The following is a 17,112-nucleotide window of genomic DNA, read 5'->3' as shown; positions in this document are numbered from 1 at the left end:
ATTGTTATAATGTAACATCTAATTCAATCAACACGATGGCCCCGAACATGAATTCGATGACACTCCCGGATATCGCCGCGCAGACGGCTCGCCAAGCTTTACCCCTCGAATGGGTGGGCATGTGCGGCATTGAGTTACCCGTGTTGCTGGAAGGCCAACGTCTGAGCGCCAAGGCGGATGCCGGTGTGAGTCTCGATGACGGTGAAGCACGCGGCATTCATATGTCGCGACTCTATGTGTCGTTAGCGGCCCTCGAACACACAAACCTCTCCCCCGGTTTTTTGCGCCAAATACTCCGGCATTTTCTCGATAGCCATGACGGCTTATCCAAAAATGCCTACCTGAATATCCACACCGATCTGCTATTGAAACGCCCCGCTTTGGTGAGCCCGCTGGCCGGGTGGCGATCCTACCCAGTGACCCTTTCAGCCAGCCTGAAAAACGAAATGTTCCACGTGGAACTCAAAATTGACGTGCAATATTCCTCGACGTGCCCTTGCTCTGCAGCACTGGCGAGGCAACTGATCCAGCAACAATTCATTGATGACTTCGCTAACAAACCGCTGCAACACGCCGACGTTTTGTCTTGGCTCGGTACGAACAAAGGCATCGTCGCCACGCCACACAGCCAACGCAGCACTGCGCAATTGCACCTGCAACTCGATGAATTTATCGATGAGCTGCCGATGAGCACGATTATCAACGATGCTGAAGCAGCCCTCGGCACCGCCGTCCAAACTGCTGTGAAACGTGCTGACGAACAAGCGTTCGCCTTGGCCAACGGACAGAATCTGATGTTCTGCGAAGACGCCGCGCGCCGACTGAATCTGGCCTTACGCCGCTCACCGGGCGTCAACGCCTTTCACCTGCGAGTGATTCACGCAGAAAGTCTGCACGCTCATGACGCCGTCGCCGAAAGTCGTTGGCACCGGGAGAACGCATGATCCGCTGCCAATCCTTGAGCTGGGGCGCACCCGGCCAGCCGCTGACTTCGCCTCTGAGTCTGGAATTCGGAACAGGCAGTCTTACCGCGATCATTGGCGCCAACGGCTGCGGCAAAAGCAGTTTGTTGAAAGTGATGGCGGGCCTGCAAAAACCCTTGGCAGGCCAAGTCGCCCTGAGCGTTCCACGGCAGAGCGGGCTGTCCTTCCTCCCACAACAACAGCATTTGGACCGGCAATTCCCGATTAGCCTGGAAGAGCTCGTGGCCGCCGGATTCTGGGGACGCAGACTGTCGACAACATTGCGCGCCCAGCGCCTCAAAACCGCACTGGAGAACTGGCACCTTGGTGGACTCGAGCGCCGTCCACTCATGGCACTATCGGGCGGCGAATTACAACGCGCCCTGCTCGCTCGACTTAGCCTGACGGACACACCTGTGCTACTGCTGGACGAACCCCACGCCGCACTCGATGAACTCGGTCAGCAGTTACTCTGGCAACACATCCACGCATGGCATGCAGAGGGACGCACACTCGTCGTGGTGTGTCATGACCTGAGCGCCGTGCGCCAACACATCCCCCAAACCTTGCTGATCAAAAACACTGGCTGCATCTACGGTCCGAGCGCCGAACTGATCCGGCAAACACCTCATACGCAGGTGGCCTGATGCTCACCGTCGCCCACTTCTGGCAGCCGTTCAGCGAGTTCGTCTTCATGCGTCGCGCCTTGCTAGGCGGGCTGGTATTGGCCTGCAGCACCGCCCCCCTGGGTGTGTTTCTGATCTTGCGGCGCATGAGCCTGATTGGTGACGCCGTCGCCCACGGCATCCTTCCCGGCGCCGCATTGGGCTTCTGGTTCGCCGGCCTGAGTCTGCCCGCGCTGACACTCGGCGGCCTCGGTGCCGGTTTGACCATGGCCGGTCTCGCCGCATGGATCACCCGACTCACGGGCCTGCGCGAAGACGCCAGCCTGGCGGCGATCTATCCAATCTCCTTGGCCGCCGGCGTACTCATTCTTGGCGTGGCCGGCAAACGCCTCGACCTTTTGCACCTGCTGTTCGGCTCGGCCCTGGCCGTCGATGGACCAACGCTCAATGGCATGTTGTGGGTCTCGGCGCTGAGCCTGATGGCCATGACGCTCATCTACAAACCGCTGCTGCTCGATACCCTCGACCCTCTATTTTTGCGAACCGTCAGCCGCCTCGGCCCGCTCGCCCATGGTGTGTTTCTGACGCTGGTTGTACTGAATCTGGTGATCGGCTTCCAGGCGATCGGTGCGCTGATGGTGGTCGGGCTGATGATGCTTCCCGCTGCGGCTTCACGATTCTGGAGTCGACGCCTCCCCATCCTGATCGCCGTTGCAGCAACCCTGGGTTGCCTGTCGGTATGGCTCGGTTTGTTGCTGTCGTTCTATTACTCACTGCCCAGCGGCCCCGCCATCGTGCTGGTCGCCGGGGCAGGTTATCTGCTGTCCGTGGTGTTCGGACCGGTGCACGGCTTGTTGCGCCGCCCGCCTTTGCTCACATCCCAATGAGGTGTTTCCCGATGCGCGCTCTACTCGTGCTGTTCAGCCTGATGCTATCGATGTCGTTGTCGGCGGCAGAAAAATTGCCAGTGGTCACCAGCTTCAGCATCCTCGCCGACATGGTGCATCAGGTCGGCGGCGAGCATATCCAGATCACCAACATGGTCGGCCCGGACGCTGACGCACACACCTATGAGCCGACACCGGACGATGCCAAAGCCCTGCTCACGGCCAAACTGATCATCAAGAACGGGCTCGGTTTTGAACCATGGCTGGATCGTCTGGTGACCAGCACTGAGACCAAAGCCCCGGTCGTCAGTGCCAGTCACGGCGTGATTCCACGTTCGCTGGATGAGGACGGCGAGACCGTTCCCGACCCGCACGCCTGGCATAATCTGGCCAACACTGAGCTGTACATCGCCAACATCACCAAGGCACTGATCGCGGCTGACCCGGCGAACAAAGCCGATTACGAACGCAACAGCAAAACCTACCTGACGCACATCTACGCCCTCCTCGCCGAAGCCAAGGCCAAACTGGGTTCGCTACCGCCGGGCAATCGCAAGATCGTCACCAGCCATGATGCCTTCGGTTACCTCGGTCAGGCCTACGGTATCGACTTCATGGCTCCCCAGGGGCTGTCGACCGAGCGCGAACCGTCCGCCGCAGAAGTCGCGGCACTGATCACCCAGATCCGCCAGGCCCACGTCAAAGCGGTGTTCATGGAGAACATCAAGGACGCTCGCCTGCTCAAACAGATCGCCGACGAAAGCGGCGCGCACATCGGCGGCACGCTTTACTCGGACGCCCTCGCCGCGAGTGGCCCGGCCAGCACCTTCACCGGCTTGTTCGAATACAACCTCAACACCCTTTACGACGCGCTGAGCCGACCATGATCCGCAAAAATCCTTCAGGTGATTTACCGCACATTGCCGAATCGGCCTATGTCGACAAAACCGCGATCATCTGCGGCAAAGTGGTGATCGGCGAAAACGTCTTCGTCGGCCCGTACGCGGTCATCCGTGCGGACGAGGTGGATGCATCGGGCGGGATGGAGCCGATCACCATCGGCGCCAATTCGAACATTCAGGACGGTGTAGTGATCCACTCAAAATCCGGTGCCGCGGTGACCATCGGCGAGTTCAGCTCCATCGCCCACCGCTCGATCGTGCACGGCCCGTGCGTGGTCGGCGACCGGGTATTCATCGGCTTCAACAGCGTGTTGTTCAACTGCGTGGTTGGCAGTGGCTGCGTGGTACGCCATAACTCCGTGGTCGATGGCCGCGATTTGCCAGACGCGTTCTATGTGCCCTCCACCACCCGCATCGGCCCGAACACCGACCTGTCGTTATTCACGCCGGTGAGTGTCAGCGCCTCAGAGTTTTCCGAAGACGTGGCGCGTACCAACGTCGATCTGGTGCGCGGCTACAAAGCCCTGCAGAACGAGTTCTGACCCCTCATTTTGATAAGGCTTTAAAGACGCGTTTACGAACAAGCCCGCTGCCACAAGGTCAACACTAGACCGGTGGCAGCGGGCTTGCTCGCGAAGCATTTAAGCTCTTGGTTTTACGGCGCCGCAATCCTGGCCCAGCCATACCGCGCGGGTTTCCAGACTGCCCTTCTGATTGATACCGATGGCGTTGAACGTACCGTTGGCGACCGTGGTGAATTCACGATCACTGAGGAACGTGGCCACGCCAGTGCCCTGCGCTCTCGGGCAACTGAAGCGGAATTTCCATTGGTTGCCGCTACGCTCGGTGATCTGCTGTTTGCAGCCCGATTGCGGATCAGCCAACGGAATATCATCGGTCGCCACTTGCTGCGGCGTCAGGCAGGCGCGGATGCCTTTACCGCCAATATTGATCCCGTTCTTTTCCAGCGCTGCCCGCTGTTGGGGAGTCATCTGTCCCTGGAGTTGGCCAAGGATCGATTGCACATCCATCGGTTGATCATCGACTTTCACATTGCTCGAGGTCATTTCCCACAGCCCCGGCTGCAGCATCTGCGCCTGAGCCATCACCGGCATTGCCAAACCCAGGCCCAGCGCCAAACCCAGCAGACGAACGTTCATCGATAAACTCCTGATCAGTAGTGGCCGTTAGACGTCAGCCGATTGCTTCGGTTCATGCACCAATTAAATAGCGACATTCGCGATAGAACATGGTCTGTTAAGCATTGAATCTTGCGGAGCAAGGCTGCCCCATGGATTATTTTGGACCGCACATTTTCGGTTATATGATCGCCCTGATACACACCCTCGGATTGATCGCCGCGATTCATGCGGTGTTGACCGTGCGCACGGCTCAGGGCTCGATCGCCTGGGCATTGTCGCTGATCTTCATTCCCTACCTGACGCTTATTCCTTACCTGGTGTTCGGACGCAGCACATTCGATGGGTACATCAAGGCGCGACGCCAGGCCAACGAACAGATGCGCCAGGCCATCTCCGAGCTGAACTGGCGTCCATGGGTAGAAGAAGCCCTGACTGCCCGCGCCTCGAATGCCTACGCCTCGCTACGCGCCATGCCCAAACTGGGCCGCATGCCGTGCCTGGCAAACAACCAAGTACAGTTGTTGGTGAATGGCACAGACACCTTCGATGCAATTTTCCATGCCATCGATCAAGCCCGCGAGGCGGTACTGATCCAGTTCTTCATCATTCATGACGACCGACTTGGCCAACGCCTGCGCGATTTGCTGCTCAAGAAAGCCGCCGAAGGCGTGACCATCCATTTGCTCTTCGACGGCATCGGCAGCCACGCCCTGCCCCATAGCTATGTGCAGGCATTGCGTGATGGCGGCGTCGAAGTCAAAGCCTTCGCCACACGCAGCGGCTGGCTCAACCGCTTTCAGGTCAATTTCCGTAACCATCGCAAAATCGTCGTGGTCGATGGTGTGATCGGGTTTGTCGGCGGGCATAACGTCGGCGATGAATACATGGGGGAGAAACCACCGTTGGCGCCATGGCGCGACACCCATGTGCAGGTGCGAGGCCCGGTGGTGGCGTGCATGCAGGAATCCTTTGCTGAAGACTGGTTCTGGGCCGCGCGAACGTTACCGCCGCTCATCTTGCCGGATGAGTACCCCGACGATGGCGTGCTCTGCCAACTGCTCGCCAGTGGGCCGGCGGACGCTTATGAAACCTGTTCCCTGTTTTTCGTCGAAGCCATTCATGCCGCGACAGAACGGGTGTGGATCACCAGCCCTTACTTCATTCCTGACGAAGCCGTATTCGCGGCGTTAAGGCTGGCGGTTTTACGCGGTGTGGATGTGCGCTTGCTGCTGCCTTCGCGTCCCGATCACCGTATCGTCTATGCCGCCTCCAGCCTCTATGCGTTTGAAGCGGTTCGGGCAGGCGTGCGCGTATTCCGCTACCAACCGGGGTTCCTGCATCAGAAAGTCGTGTTGATCGACAGTGAGATCAGCGCCATCGGCAGTGCCAATCTGGACAACCGCTCGTTCCGGCTGAATTTCGAAGTGATGCTGCTGACCGTCGACAGCGATTTTGCCGCCAACGTGGAACACATGCTCAACGAGGATTTCGAGCAAGCCTTTGAGATCGCCAAAGAAGAAAGCCGGAAGATCCACCGTCTGCAACAACTCGGCATGCGGATCGCCCGGCTTATTTCACCGATTCTCTAAACGCTCCCTCCTACAGGTTGAGGGAGCGGTGGCTATCAAGGGTGGTAGATGTCGTCACGGGTCCAGGGCAGTTCATGGCTGCCATCGGCGTGCGCTTTCACCGCGAGAATCTGGTGCAGATTGATCCAGCCATGCGCAAATGCGTAAGCACAGCCGGCCAGGTACAGGCGCCAGATGCGCAGCGCCTGATCAGGCACCAGCTTCGCGGCGGCGTCGAGGTTGTCCTCCAGCCGCTCGCTCCAGTGATCGAGCGTACGGGCGTAATGCAGGCGCAGGCTTTCGACGTCGACAATCTCCAGCCCGGCTTCGCTGATCTCACCCGAGATCATTGCCAGGTGCGGTAGCTCGCCGTTGGGGAATACATATTTCTCGATGAACTCCCCGGCACCACGCCCCACCGGACGACCATCGGTGTGCTTGGCGGTGATGCCATGGTTCATCACCAGACCGCCCTCCTTCACCGCGCCAAACAAGATTTTGCAGTATTCGGCGAGATTGGCGTGGCCGACGTGCTCAAACATACCGACGCTGACCACTTTGTCGAAACGCCCGTCCTGGGGCAGATCGCGGTAGTCGAGCAGTTGCAGTTCGATCAGGTCTTCCAGGCCTTCGGCTTTCACCCGCTCGCGGGCCAGTTCCAGTTGCGCGTTGCTGAGGGTGATGCCCAACACCTTGGCGCCGAACTCCCGGGCGGCGTAACGCGCCAGGCCGCCCCATCCACACCCGACATCCAGCAAATAGTCGCCTGGCTGCAAACGCAGCTTGCGACATAGATGCCGGAATTTGGCTTGTTGCGCCTGTTCAAGCGTTTCGCTGCCGGTCTCAAAGTAAGCGCAGGAGTACGCCATGTCGCTGTCTAGCCAGAGCTGGTAGAACGCGTTGGACAGGTCGTAATGATAGGAGATGGCTTTGGCGTCGGTTTCCTTGTCGTGCAGCGAGCGTACCGGATTGGTGTCGTCATCCTCATCGGACAAAGCACTGCTCCACTCGTCACAAACACGGATGACCTCGGCAATCGAACCTTCCAGTTCGAGCTTGCCCTCGACAAACGCCGCCCCCAGCGCATCGAGGCTTGGATGGGTCAATTGCGAAACCATCTGGGGATCCTTGACCACGATGGTGACACTGGGCGATGGCCCGAGATTGAACTCATGGCCATCCCAAAGTCGCAGACGAAGCGCAAGCTGCAGATTCTGTAAGGCCGGTGGAAGTTGCGCGAGCATGGAAAATTCCCCCTGTTTCAGAAGTCAAATCTGAGGGTAGACCATCCTTGAAAAATAGCAGGCTATCGATTTAATTAGCCTTATCTATTGTGGCAGACGCTCTAACAGGCCTTCCTGCACCCACTGTTTCAACCAGGTCACGGCCTGAAGTGGAGCGCCCTCTTCATAGATGACTGCTAACTCGGCGCACAGTTCGGCGAAACTCCAGCCTTCGTTTACCAAACCATTCAGAGCCTTGGCCTCGGCAGATTCCAGACTGCGGTAATGACAGATCAGATCGTTACGCCAGATCAGGTAGATCTGAGGGGTTTGGAGTGGCTGGCTGGGCGGGAAATCGGTTTGTTCCTTAACGGAACGCCACAGGGCGACGCTGTTGAACCGGCATTCCAGCCACTGAACGCACGGCGCGAGTTTGACCCGCAGCGTTGGCCATTCTTGCGCGGACAGCATCGTCATGGTTTCCAGATTTAACGGCTCACCCGCTGGCGCATCGAAAGCCAAAGTGAATGCCCACTCGAGCCTCGCCATTTCAGCCAAAGGCGCACTGTGTTCAGGCACCAGATGCTCGCGAATAAACCCCTCGAAACCTTTACCCAACCAACGCAGGCTGTAATGCGCCGACGGGTATTGACGCAGGTACGCGGTGGCGAGCGAGTCGAACGCCTCGTCGCCCATCCAGTACCAGATCACCGGAAAATCGTTGCGCAACACTTCCAGTAGACGGGCCTGATAAGCGTTGTGATAGATCGCCAGACCGGTGCCGACATCCAGCGTAGGCCCGCCGATCAGGCTGGCGCCCAGCAGCGGTTGGGCTGTGGCCGCCTCATCCAGCAAATACGACTCGAATGCCAATTGCCATTCTTTCAGGCGCATTGCTGTCTCCCGGCCAGAACCCTTTCACCCAGCGCCCGCGCCTTTTGCAGTTCATCGAGCAACTCTTCAAAAGGCGGAAAGTGATCGTCACGTTCCAGCAAAGTAGCCACCGGCCCGAAGTGCTCCAACGTACGTTGATACAACGCCCAGACGGGGTCGCTCACCGGTTGGTCATGGGTATCGATGACGTAATCGCCGTAGTCGCTGTGTCCCGCCAGATGCAGTTGACGCACCTTGTCGGTCGGCAGGCTGTGAATGAACGTCCACGGATCAAAACCATGATTGCGAGAACTGACGTAGACATTGTTGACGTCCAGCAGTAACTCACAACCGCTCTGCCGACTCAGGGCAGCAAGAAATTCCCATTCCGTGAAATCATCTGAGGCAGCTCGGACATAACTGGAGACGTTCTCCAGCACCAATGGCCGCTGCAAAACGTCCTGAACGTGGCGCACGCGTTCGGCAATGTATTCAAGACTTTCTTCGGTGTAAGGCAGAGGCAGCAAATCGTGCAACTGATGAGCGTTGCCGCGACTCCAGCACAAGTGATCGGAGATCCACGCGGGGTTGACCCGTTCGGCCAGTTGCTTGAGTTGTTTCAGATAGTCCACATCGAGGGCATGTGGCCCGCCGATGGAGAGTGAAACGCCATGCATCACCAGCGGATAACGCTCGGCAATGGCGTCCAGGTAATACAGGGCTTTACCGCCTTGCACCATGAAATTTTCGGAGACCACTTCAAACCAGTCCACGTTCGGCGACTGTTCGAGGATCTGCTGGTAGTAAGCGCTACGCAATCCCAGGCCATAGCCGAGGAAGGGGTCAGAGGCGGACATGTGCAGACTCCTGTTAAAAAGTGGCCGCAGTGGCGTGAGCCACTGCGGCGGCACTTGCCGGTCAGTTATTCGCCGACCTTGCCACCTGCTTCTTCGCAAGCCGCTTGAGTCATGGCTTTGAAACCCTGGCCTTTGCAGGAGCCTTGGCTTTTGCAAGCATGGTCTTTGGTTTTGCAGTCGTTCTGGCCTTTGCAGGCAGTCACGCCGTAGCAGTGAACGTTGGCATCAGCGGCCATCGCATTGGTGGCGACACCGGCAAACAGAGTGGCAGCGGCCAAAGCGAGAGCGGCACCAGCAGCAGCGGTCTTGATAGTCATTTTTCTTATCCTCGGTAATCGTCAGGGATGTCGGCTGGACGGTTTGTTCAGTCCCGACATAGCACTAGAGAGCGCTACCCCGACGGCGTTACAGAGGCCTAAAAAAAACTTAAATATCTTCTCTGAGCTTGAGCAACGGTTCCTGAAAACGCAGCAAACGCCCGGCGTTGCCCAGCACCAATAGCGTACTGAGGTTATGCAGCAACGCGGCAATCATCGCCCCGGCGGCACCCAGCCAGCCGAATGCGGCAAACACGACGATGGCCAGCGTCCAGCCCAGACCGATGATCACGTTGACCTGCAATGTCCTGCGGCACTGACGGCTTAGTCGCACGCAGGTGCCGAGCCGACGCAGATCACTGCCGATCAGCACGATGTCCGCCGAGGCCAACGCGATATCCGCACCACCCGCCCCCATCGCGACGCCAACCACGCCAGCCTTGAGCGCGAGCGAGTCGTTGATGCCGTCACCCACCACCATGGGCCGGAAGCCGTTGTCGATTTCCTTGAGCACGCGATTGAGCTTGTCCTCGGGCAAGGCTTGGGCTTGAACCTCCTGCAGACCGACATCCCTGGCCAAGGTCTGGGCGACGCTTTGCCGATCACCGGTCAGCAACAACTGCCGGCCCAGGCCCAGCTCTCGTAATTCGCCAAGTGCAAAACGCGCTTCCGGTTTAACCATGTCGGCCAACAACAACCACGCGAGAAACTCACCGTTCAGCGCCAGGCCGGCAATCGGCCCGTCATGTTCAGGAACCGGCGTTGTGGCGATAGCCAATTGCGCGAACAACTCCGGCCGCCCGAGTGCCGCCTTGCCCTGCCTGGTCGTGGCGACAACACCAAGCCCCTGCCGCTCGTGAATATCGCTAAGCGACAAGTATTCTTCCTGGGTAACCAGCCCGGCAAGCGCACGACTGACCGGGTGACTGCTCGCCGCGCCAAGACTGGCAGCCAGCGCCATGACAGAGGATGAATCCGCGCGAGCACTGTCGATCGACTGCAAGCGTAAAGTGCCGTAAGTCAGGGTCCCGGTCTTGTCGACCACCAGGGATGTGAGGTCGGCCAGCTCTTCGAGGAACGCCGAACTGCGGATCAGTATCCCGTGGCGCGCCGCCACCGCAACACCGACAATCGCCGTGGCCGGTGCCGACAACACCAAGGCGCACGGACACGCCGCCACCAGCACCGCGAGCATCGCCTGCGCATCGTGGGTGATAAACCAGGTCACCGCCGCCAGCAGCAACACCAGCACCATGTAGCTGCCGGCATAACGTTCGAGCAACCGGGTGATCGGCGGCTTCGAGCGCTCGGCGTTTTGCATCAGTGCGATGACTTTACCCAGGGTCGACTCATCGCCCGTACGGGTCACTTCGACGCGCAGCAAACCGTCGAGATTGATCGCGCCACCGAACACGGTCATACCGACACCCGCCTCAACCGGTACGGACTCACCGGTAATCGACGCGGTGTCCAGGCTGGCTTGACCGAAAAGCACCCGGCCGTCCGCCGGGATGCGATCACCGGCCCGCACCTCAACCGTGTCGCCGGATTTGAGCGTGCCGTTGTCCACTTCGATGATCGAACCGTCAGCCTGAATCTTGCGCGCATGGCTGCGGGTCAATTGACCGAGGGCGTGAATTGCTTCCTGCGAACCGATGACACTGCGCTCCTCCAGCACATGACCAAAAATCATGATGATCGGCAGCAGCGCCGCCGTCAGCAGATCGCCCGTCGCCCAGGCCCCCATCATCGCTAGGGCAATCAGTTGATCGGTAATGCCGTGCAGGCTCGGATAACGCAGGCTGTACCACGCCGAGCGCATGACCGGCACGGCCACCAACACAGAAGCAAAACCGAGCAGCAACTGACTGACGCCGGTTTGTTCCGGCACCTGCCAACGCCAGATCAGGCCCAAGCCAAGCAAACCCAGCGCGAGCATCGCCAAGGTCAATTGCCTCGCGGCGCGGCGTTGTTCGGCCGAGGACAACAGGCTCGGTGCAGCAGTGGTCGCACTCATTTACTGGCTCCCTGAATGATCAGGCGGGAATCGTCTTTCGGATCGACCGTGGTCACCGATCCGGCCTGACCGAGAATCTTCGGCATGCGCTCACGGTAAATCCGCAAGAGCATTTGCGGGTCGGTGCCTTGTTGCTGCGCCTTGGCCAGACTCAGCACTGTGGCGGTGTCGGCGGATGCTTTGGCCAAGCGTTCGCCGGCCTGGGCATGGGCAACCTGCAAGGTGCGATCGGCTTGTTCATTGGCGGTTTGGGTGAGTTTTTCGGCGTCTGTACGCGCATTGGCCACGGCTTTATCGGCTTGTTGGCTGGCGGTCAAAACCGCATTGAAGGCACTGACCGCGGGGCCTGGCAGACTCGATTGCACATCGACCCGCGCCACTTCAATCCCGATACCCTGACCGCTCGCCTTCAACTCGGCCAAGCGTTTGTTGATGCCTTGCACCAGATCACCGCGCAACCGTTCACGGCGTTCAGCGGCCTGACTGTCGGCGCCGATCAGTTCCGGGCGGGCGACCAGAATGGTGTCCAGATCGCGCGCGGCGGTTAGCGCCACGGCACTGCGTGTGACCAGACGATCCAGCGCCGGCAGCACATGATCCCCCTGAATCACGAAGTCATACGGATCGGTCACCTTGTAAAACACCCGCACATCCAGCTGCACCACGCCCGCATCACCGGTCAATAAATAACCAGATCCGGCCAGCGCATCGCTCAAAGGCGTGGCGAAAGAGGCGACCCGGTCAGCCTTCAGCGCCTCCTCCGAGCGCAGAAGATTCTCCACTCGACGCTCGATCACCCGATCCGCCGCCGGTAGCAAAACCACCTGCTCGAACGGCTGCGGCCAAGCCAATAACAGGCCAGCATTCTGAACGCGATCCAGCGCGCCAAAATGCAAAACCACGGCGCGATTCTGCGGGTCGATTTGCCGCACATTGGAAAATGCCCAAGCCAATGCGGCCAACACCGTCACCGCATACAGGGCAAGAAAGGCCAAACGTCCTGCCTGAATCCATGGGCTGTTCAGCGAATGTGTTCCACGTGGAACTTCTTCACTCATGGCTGCGATCCGGATTTACTGTCGAGATTGGGAGGGCCATCGACGAGCACGCGGAATGGCGCGGCATCGGTGCGCAGGATCAGTTTGGTGCCTGGCGTAACGATGGTGCCGAGGGTGTCGAGTGAACGCAGCAAGTTGTAAAGCTGCGGAGAACCGGCATAGGCGCGGCCGTAGATTTGCGCAGCTTCGACGCGCGATTGTGCTTCGATGTCCGCCGCTTTCACCGTTGCGTCTGCCTGAACAATCCGGGCATCGCGCTCGGCGGCAGAGCGGATCTGCGCCGCTTCACGCTTGCCGATGGCCGTGCGCTCAGTGGCGATGGTTTCACGCTCAGCGCGCATCCGATCAACGGTGGCGGTGAGCGTCACCGACGGCAACGTCAGCCGTTCGATGCCCACCTGCACCACGCGCACACCGTAAGTGGCGAGCAATTGCTGATCGATCTGCTGACGCAATTGCGCTTCAAAATCAGCAATGCGTACCTGACTCGCGTCGGTGTTCACCAGGCTCGCCAGATCAAAACTGCTGGCCGTGGTCTCGAGTGCCGAGCCGACAAACGTGCGGATCTGCCGGGCGGCTTCGTCCGGCTGGTTCTGCACCGCACGCATGAAGCGTTGCACATTGTCCGGATCACCCTGCACCTGCCAAGCGACGTAAGCCTGAACAATGATGCGCAAACCGTCGCGGGTACCGACATCCTGCAAGCCGCTGGAGGTGGTACGAAGGCGCAGATCCACCGGAATCGCCGCTTCGAACGGCGCCGGCCAGCGCCAGCTCAATCCTGGATCAAGCAACACCCGCGATGGGTTTCCGAAGCGCGTGATCACCGTGGCTTCACCGGAGCGAACTTGCACCAGGCTCGCAGCCGCAACGGCGAACGCGACCAACAACACCGCCCAACCCATGCGCCGCCATGGAAAGGGCCCTGCTTCAGCCGGATCACCGTGGTGGTGATGTCCATGGTGATGGTGATGCCCGCCGTGGCCGTGATCGTGGCCGCTGTGGTCATGATGATCGTGAGTGTGCGACTGGCTCAATGGGCAACTCCTGGTTGAGCGGTGGTGCGCGCGGGCGTCGGGTCAGCCGGCAGCGTGAACGTTCGCAAGTCGATGGTCGGCGCGTTGCTGCTGCCACCCAGACGATGGTCAAGAATAAGCAGTTTGGCTTTGCTCAACCCAAGGCTCAGTTGGCTGAGGTATTGCTCCAGCACAAAGGCCTGGCCAGCACTGGCAAAGGCTTTTTGCTCAGCGCTGAATTTCAGATCCGCCGCCTGCGCCGTCGCGTTGATTTCACGCGCATTGGCGCTGGCATGGTCGCGAGCAAGGCTGGCCTGCAACTGCGCCTGATTGCTCGCCTCTGCGGCAGCGCCACGCTCACGGGAGATCAGCGCCTGGGCGCCGATCTGCGCGGCCTGCACGCTGTGATAGGCATTGGCGGCACCGGCCGGCGGATGAATGGCCTCGACCACCGTGGCGAGAATCTCCACACCGCTGTCGAGTTTCTGCAGGTCACCTTGCACGGCACGACCGATCTCTTCGGCCAGCCCTGCCCTGTCCTCTCCGAGCAAACCGTCGAGGGTTCGCGAGGCGAAGTCGTGCACCAGAATCCGGCTGGCGGTGCTGCGAATCAACGTCGGCACATCGGCGCTGTTGTAGGTGGCGGCGAGCGCTGCCTGATCGCTCAGACCAATGCGATAGATGAAACGCACGTCCATGTTGACGATCTGAAAGCTCTGCTGCTCGCCACGGCGGCTGGCAATGACCTGGGACTTGTCGTTGACATGGCTGGCGTCCCACAAACGGTTGGCCGTCATCGGCGCCGGCCCTTCAGCAGGGTCGAGTTGAGCCGGTGCCGGGTTCTCACCGACACTGGTTGCCAATTCATGTACCACACCGTTTTCAACGCTCAACACGCGCCCCAACGGCCACGGCAAACCCGCGTGCAAACCGGGGCCGAAGACTTGCACCGGTTTACCGAAACGCTCGTAGATGCCCCGGCCTTGCAGTGGAATTTCGTGGAGGCCGGTCAATAACCAGCCCACCGCCACCACCAACGCCAACACTGGCAAAAACGCCCGGCGCATGTAACTGAACGCCCAGATCTGACGCAGATCGATACCGAAACGGTTGTGCAATTCATGCTGCAACGCGAGCAACGGCTGTGGCGGCCAGCGCAGCATGTCGGCGACAAAACTGCGGGCAAGCAGTGTCGGCTCAAGCTGTTCACGACGGGGACTGAACACCGACAATACGGCGCGCAATAGCAACTCGATCGCTACCATTGCCGGCAAGATACCCACCAAAACTGCCAAACGAATTGGCCACACCGCCTGCTCACTGGCGAACAACAAACACAGCGCGCCGAGTACCAGACTGATGATCGCCACGCGGGTCAGTTGTGCCAGCGATCCTGCTTCAGGCCATTGGGCAGGATTTTCCTGCGCCAGTTGCCGCTCCATCACCAGCAAACCGAACGCCAGCAGCAACGCCAATGCCGCACCGACCGTGGCAGACAATCCAACCGCCGCCGGTGCAAGTGCGAGGTTCCACACCTGCTCGATGCTGAGCATCACCAAGAGCGCCCAGCCGCCCAGCCACAAAGTCGCTGCGCCGATCTGGCCTAGCAGGTGCAAACCGCGCTGACTCAGGCGATCCAACAATCGTTCGTACCAGCCATTGGGCCCAGGCGGCACTTCATCAGCAAGCGCCGTTGGCGCCACCGGATTGATCACCCGCTCGCGCCATTGCGTCACCCACCAGGCCGATTGCAGCCCGGCAACCAGCACCAGCAACGCCGCGCTTTGACTCACCAACAGCGGCAGCCACACCGATTGCGGCGCAAACAGCGCGACAAAAAACGCCAGAAGCCAACCCACCCCGGCCACGGCACCGAGACCGATCGCCACCCTGCGCAATCGTCGACCTTGTATGGCCGCCTGCTGAAAGCGTGGCAATCCGGTCACTTGCGTGCCATCAATCTCCAGATCGACTTGCATATCACCCCGAAATCACTGGTTCACTCTTCATATCGTTACGATATAACGAAAAGCGTGAAATATTCGTACACAATCACGTTTATTCAAAAACGCTCAACCTGTCGCTTGCCTGAAGCCTTGACCGAAATACCCGGAAACGCACATATTACGTCCGTAATTTTATTCGAGAACTACCTTTAGCCATCCGCATCCATCAATGAGGAGCAAGCGCATGAGCAACTATGACGTGGTGATTCTGGGCGGCGGTCCCGGCGGTTATAACGCGGCCATCCGCGCTGGGCAATTGGGCCTCAAGGCTGCCTGCGTTGAAGGCCGGGCGACCCTCGGCGGCACCTGCCTGAACGTCGGCTGCATGCCATCCAAAGCCTTGCTGCATGCCTCCGAGCTGTACGACGCGGCGATGGGCGCGGAGTTCGCCAATCTCGGGATCGAGGTCAAACCGACGCTGAACCTCGCACAGATGATGAAGCAGAAAGACGAAAGCGTGACCGGCCTGACCAAAGGCATCGAGTTTCTGTTTCGCAAGAACAAGGTCGACTGGATCAAAGGCTGGGGCCACATCGACGGCCCGGGCAAAGTCACGGTGACAGGCGATCAGGGCAGCACGATCGAGCTGACCGCCAAGGACATCATCATCGCTACCGGCTCCGAGCCCACTCCCCTGCCAGGTGTCGACATCGATAACAAACGCATCCTCGATTCCACCGGTGCGTTGTCCCTGAGCGAAGTGCCCAAGCATCTGGTGGTAATTGGCGCCGGCGTGATCGGTCTTGAGCTCGGTTCGGTGTGGCGGCGTCTCGGCGCCCAAGTCACCGTGGTCGAATTCCTCGACCGCATCTGCCCCGGTGTCGATGCTGAGGCTGGCAAAACCCTGCAGCGTTCGCTGAGCAAACAAGGCATCGCGTTCAGATTGAGTTCGAAAGTCACCAGCGCCACTTCATCGGCCCACGGTGTTCAACTCAGTGTCGAGCCTGCGGCCGGTGGCACCGCTGAGTTACTGGAAGCCGATTACGTCCTGGTGGCGATTGGTCGCCGGCCCTACACCCAAGGTCTGGGCCTGGAGAACGTCGGTTTGAGCACCGACAAGCGCGGCATGCTGGCCAACAAGCAGCACCGCACCGAGGCGCCCGGCGTGTGGGTGATCGGCGACGTGACCTCTGGCCCGATGCTCGCGCACAAGGCCGAAGACGAGGCGATGGCCTGCGTCGAGCAGATTCACGGCAAGGCCGGTGAGGTCAATTACGATCTGATCCCTAACGTGATCTACACCAAACCGGAACTGGCCAGCGTCGGCAAGACCGAAGAACAGCTCAAGGCTGAAGGCCGCGCCTACAAGGTCGGCAAGTTCCCGTTCACCGCCAACAGCCGGGCGAAGATCAATCACGAGACCGACGGTTTTGCCAAAGTCCTCGCCGACGAGCGCACGGATGAAGTGCTTGGCGTGCATCTGGTCGGCCCGAGCGTGAGTGAAATGATTGGCGAGTTTTGTGTGGCGATGGAGTTCAGCGCATCGGCCGAGGACATTGCCCTGACCTGCCACCCGCACCCGACCCGGTCCGAGGCGCTGCGTCAGGCGGCGATGAATGTGCAGGGGATGGCGACGCAGATGTAAGCGCTGGCAGGACCATCGCCTTCGCGAGCAAGCCCGCTCCCACCCTGGGAATGCAATCCTCTGTGGGGGCGGG

General features: G+C 59.8%; 16 protein-coding genes. 7 read left to right on the top strand and 9 right to left on the bottom strand.

The genetic code is table 11. From position 1 onward, the window contains the following. The first annotated feature begins 47 nt into the window (after nucleotides 1-47). Genes folE2 through AACY11_RS06305 form a run of 5 tightly spaced genes read left to right on the top strand, consistent with a single transcriptional unit; the run spans nucleotide 48 to nucleotide 3,919 of the window. Nucleotides 48-944 (top strand): GTP cyclohydrolase FolE2, encoded by an 897-nt coding sequence (gene folE2 / locus AACY11_RS06325; RefSeq protein ID WP_339494146.1) that lies wholly within the window; start codon nucleotides 48-50, stop codon nucleotides 942-944. Next, nucleotides 941-1,609, top strand: coding sequence for a metal ABC transporter ATP-binding protein (locus AACY11_RS06320; protein ID WP_339494145.1), 669 nt, complete (start codon nucleotides 941-943; stop codon nucleotides 1,607-1,609). The genes folE2 and AACY11_RS06320 overlap by 4 nt, the downstream gene beginning before the upstream one ends. Beyond that, nucleotides 1,609-2,475, top strand: a complete 867-nt coding sequence (locus AACY11_RS06315; protein ID WP_339431469.1) for a metal ABC transporter permease — start codon at nucleotides 1,609-1,611, stop codon at nucleotides 2,473-2,475. The genes AACY11_RS06320 and AACY11_RS06315 overlap by 1 nt, the downstream gene beginning before the upstream one ends. Before the next feature lie 11 nt (nucleotides 2,476-2,486). Next, complete coding sequence (locus tag AACY11_RS06310) at nucleotides 2,487-3,362, top strand: metal ABC transporter substrate-binding protein (RefSeq protein ID WP_339431468.1); 876 nt, start codon at nucleotides 2,487-2,489, stop codon at nucleotides 3,360-3,362. After that, nucleotides 3,359-3,919 carry a gamma carbonic anhydrase family protein gene (locus AACY11_RS06305; RefSeq protein WP_339431467.1) on the top strand — a complete coding sequence of 187 codons (561 nt, stop codon included), beginning with the start codon at nucleotides 3,359-3,361 and terminating at the stop codon, nucleotides 3,917-3,919. Before AACY11_RS06310 ends, AACY11_RS06305 begins: the two co-directional genes overlap by 4 nt. 99 nt (nucleotides 3,920-4,018) lie before the next feature. On the opposite strand, the gene AACY11_RS06300 is transcribed toward AACY11_RS06305, so the two are convergent. Continuing rightward, the gene (locus AACY11_RS06300) at nucleotides 4,019-4,537 is read right to left on the bottom strand and encodes a DUF3617 domain-containing protein (protein WP_339431466.1); all 519 of its coding nucleotides are present in this window, start codon (nucleotides 4,535-4,537) and stop codon (nucleotides 4,019-4,021) included. A gap of 131 nt (nucleotides 4,538-4,668) precedes the next feature. Between AACY11_RS06300 and cls the strand changes: the two genes are divergently transcribed. Beyond that, entirely contained in the window at nucleotides 4,669-6,108 is a 1,440-nt protein-coding gene (gene cls, locus AACY11_RS06295) for a cardiolipin synthase (protein ID WP_339431465.1), read from the top strand. 35 nt (nucleotides 6,109-6,143) lie between these two features. On the opposite strand, the gene cfaB is transcribed toward cls, so the two are convergent. From cfaB to hflK (AACY11_RS06255), 8 genes are all read right to left on the bottom strand, one after another. Beyond that, entirely contained in the window at nucleotides 6,144-7,331 is a 1,188-nt protein-coding gene (gene cfaB / locus AACY11_RS06290; protein WP_339431464.1) for a C17 cyclopropane fatty acid synthase CfaB, read from the bottom strand. Between the two features lie 84 nt (nucleotides 7,332-7,415). Next, nucleotides 7,416-8,204 carry a DNA-binding domain-containing protein gene (locus tag AACY11_RS06285; protein ID WP_339494144.1) on the bottom strand — a complete coding sequence of 263 codons (789 nt, stop codon included), beginning with the start codon at nucleotides 8,202-8,204 and terminating at the stop codon, nucleotides 7,416-7,418. Further along, nucleotides 8,195-9,040, bottom strand: coding sequence for an MNIO family bufferin maturase (bufB, locus tag AACY11_RS06280; RefSeq protein ID WP_339431462.1), 846 nt, complete (start codon nucleotides 9,038-9,040; stop codon nucleotides 8,195-8,197). Before bufB ends, AACY11_RS06285 begins: the two co-directional genes overlap by 10 nt. Nucleotides 9,041-9,105: 65 nt before the next feature. Next, a complete protein-coding gene (gene bufA2 / locus AACY11_RS06275; RefSeq protein WP_339431461.1) occupies nucleotides 9,106-9,357 on the bottom strand; it encodes a BufA2 family periplasmic bufferin-type metallophore in 252 nt (83 codons plus the stop codon). A 109-nt stretch (nucleotides 9,358-9,466) separates the two neighbouring features. After that, nucleotides 9,467-11,374 carry a heavy metal translocating P-type ATPase gene (locus AACY11_RS06270; RefSeq protein WP_339494143.1) on the bottom strand — a complete coding sequence of 636 codons (1,908 nt, stop codon included), beginning with the start codon at nucleotides 11,372-11,374 and terminating at the stop codon, nucleotides 9,467-9,469. Then, the gene (hflK, locus tag AACY11_RS06265; RefSeq protein ID WP_339465139.1) at nucleotides 11,371-12,432 is read right to left on the bottom strand and encodes a protease modulator HflK; all 1,062 of its coding nucleotides are present in this window, start codon (nucleotides 12,430-12,432) and stop codon (nucleotides 11,371-11,373) included. The genes AACY11_RS06270 and hflK (AACY11_RS06265) overlap by 4 nt, the downstream gene beginning before the upstream one ends. Next, a complete protein-coding gene (gene hflC / locus AACY11_RS06260; RefSeq protein WP_339465138.1) occupies nucleotides 12,429-13,469 on the bottom strand; it encodes a protease modulator HflC in 1,041 nt (346 codons plus the stop codon). Before hflC ends, hflK (AACY11_RS06265) begins: the two co-directional genes overlap by 4 nt. After that, nucleotides 13,466-15,427 carry a protease modulator HflK gene (gene hflK, locus AACY11_RS06255; RefSeq protein ID WP_339494142.1) on the bottom strand — a complete coding sequence of 654 codons (1,962 nt, stop codon included), beginning with the start codon at nucleotides 15,425-15,427 and terminating at the stop codon, nucleotides 13,466-13,468. Before hflK (AACY11_RS06255) ends, hflC begins: the two co-directional genes overlap by 4 nt. Nucleotides 15,428-15,638: 211 nt before the next feature. Between hflK (AACY11_RS06255) and lpdA the strand changes: the two genes are divergently transcribed. Continuing rightward, nucleotides 15,639-17,039, top strand: coding sequence for a dihydrolipoyl dehydrogenase (gene lpdA / locus AACY11_RS06250; RefSeq protein WP_339494141.1), 1,401 nt, complete (start codon nucleotides 15,639-15,641; stop codon nucleotides 17,037-17,039). Nucleotides 17,040-17,112 lie beyond the last annotated feature (73 nt).

The sequence above is a fragment of the Pseudomonas sp. RA_105y_Pfl2_P56 genome (genome assembly GCF_963970845.1).
Taxonomy (GTDB): domain Bacteria; phylum Pseudomonadota; class Gammaproteobacteria; order Pseudomonadales; family Pseudomonadaceae; genus Aquipseudomonas; species Aquipseudomonas baetica_A.
Note: the sequence above shows the minus strand (reverse complement) of the source record. Positions and strands in the feature narration are given on the sequence as shown.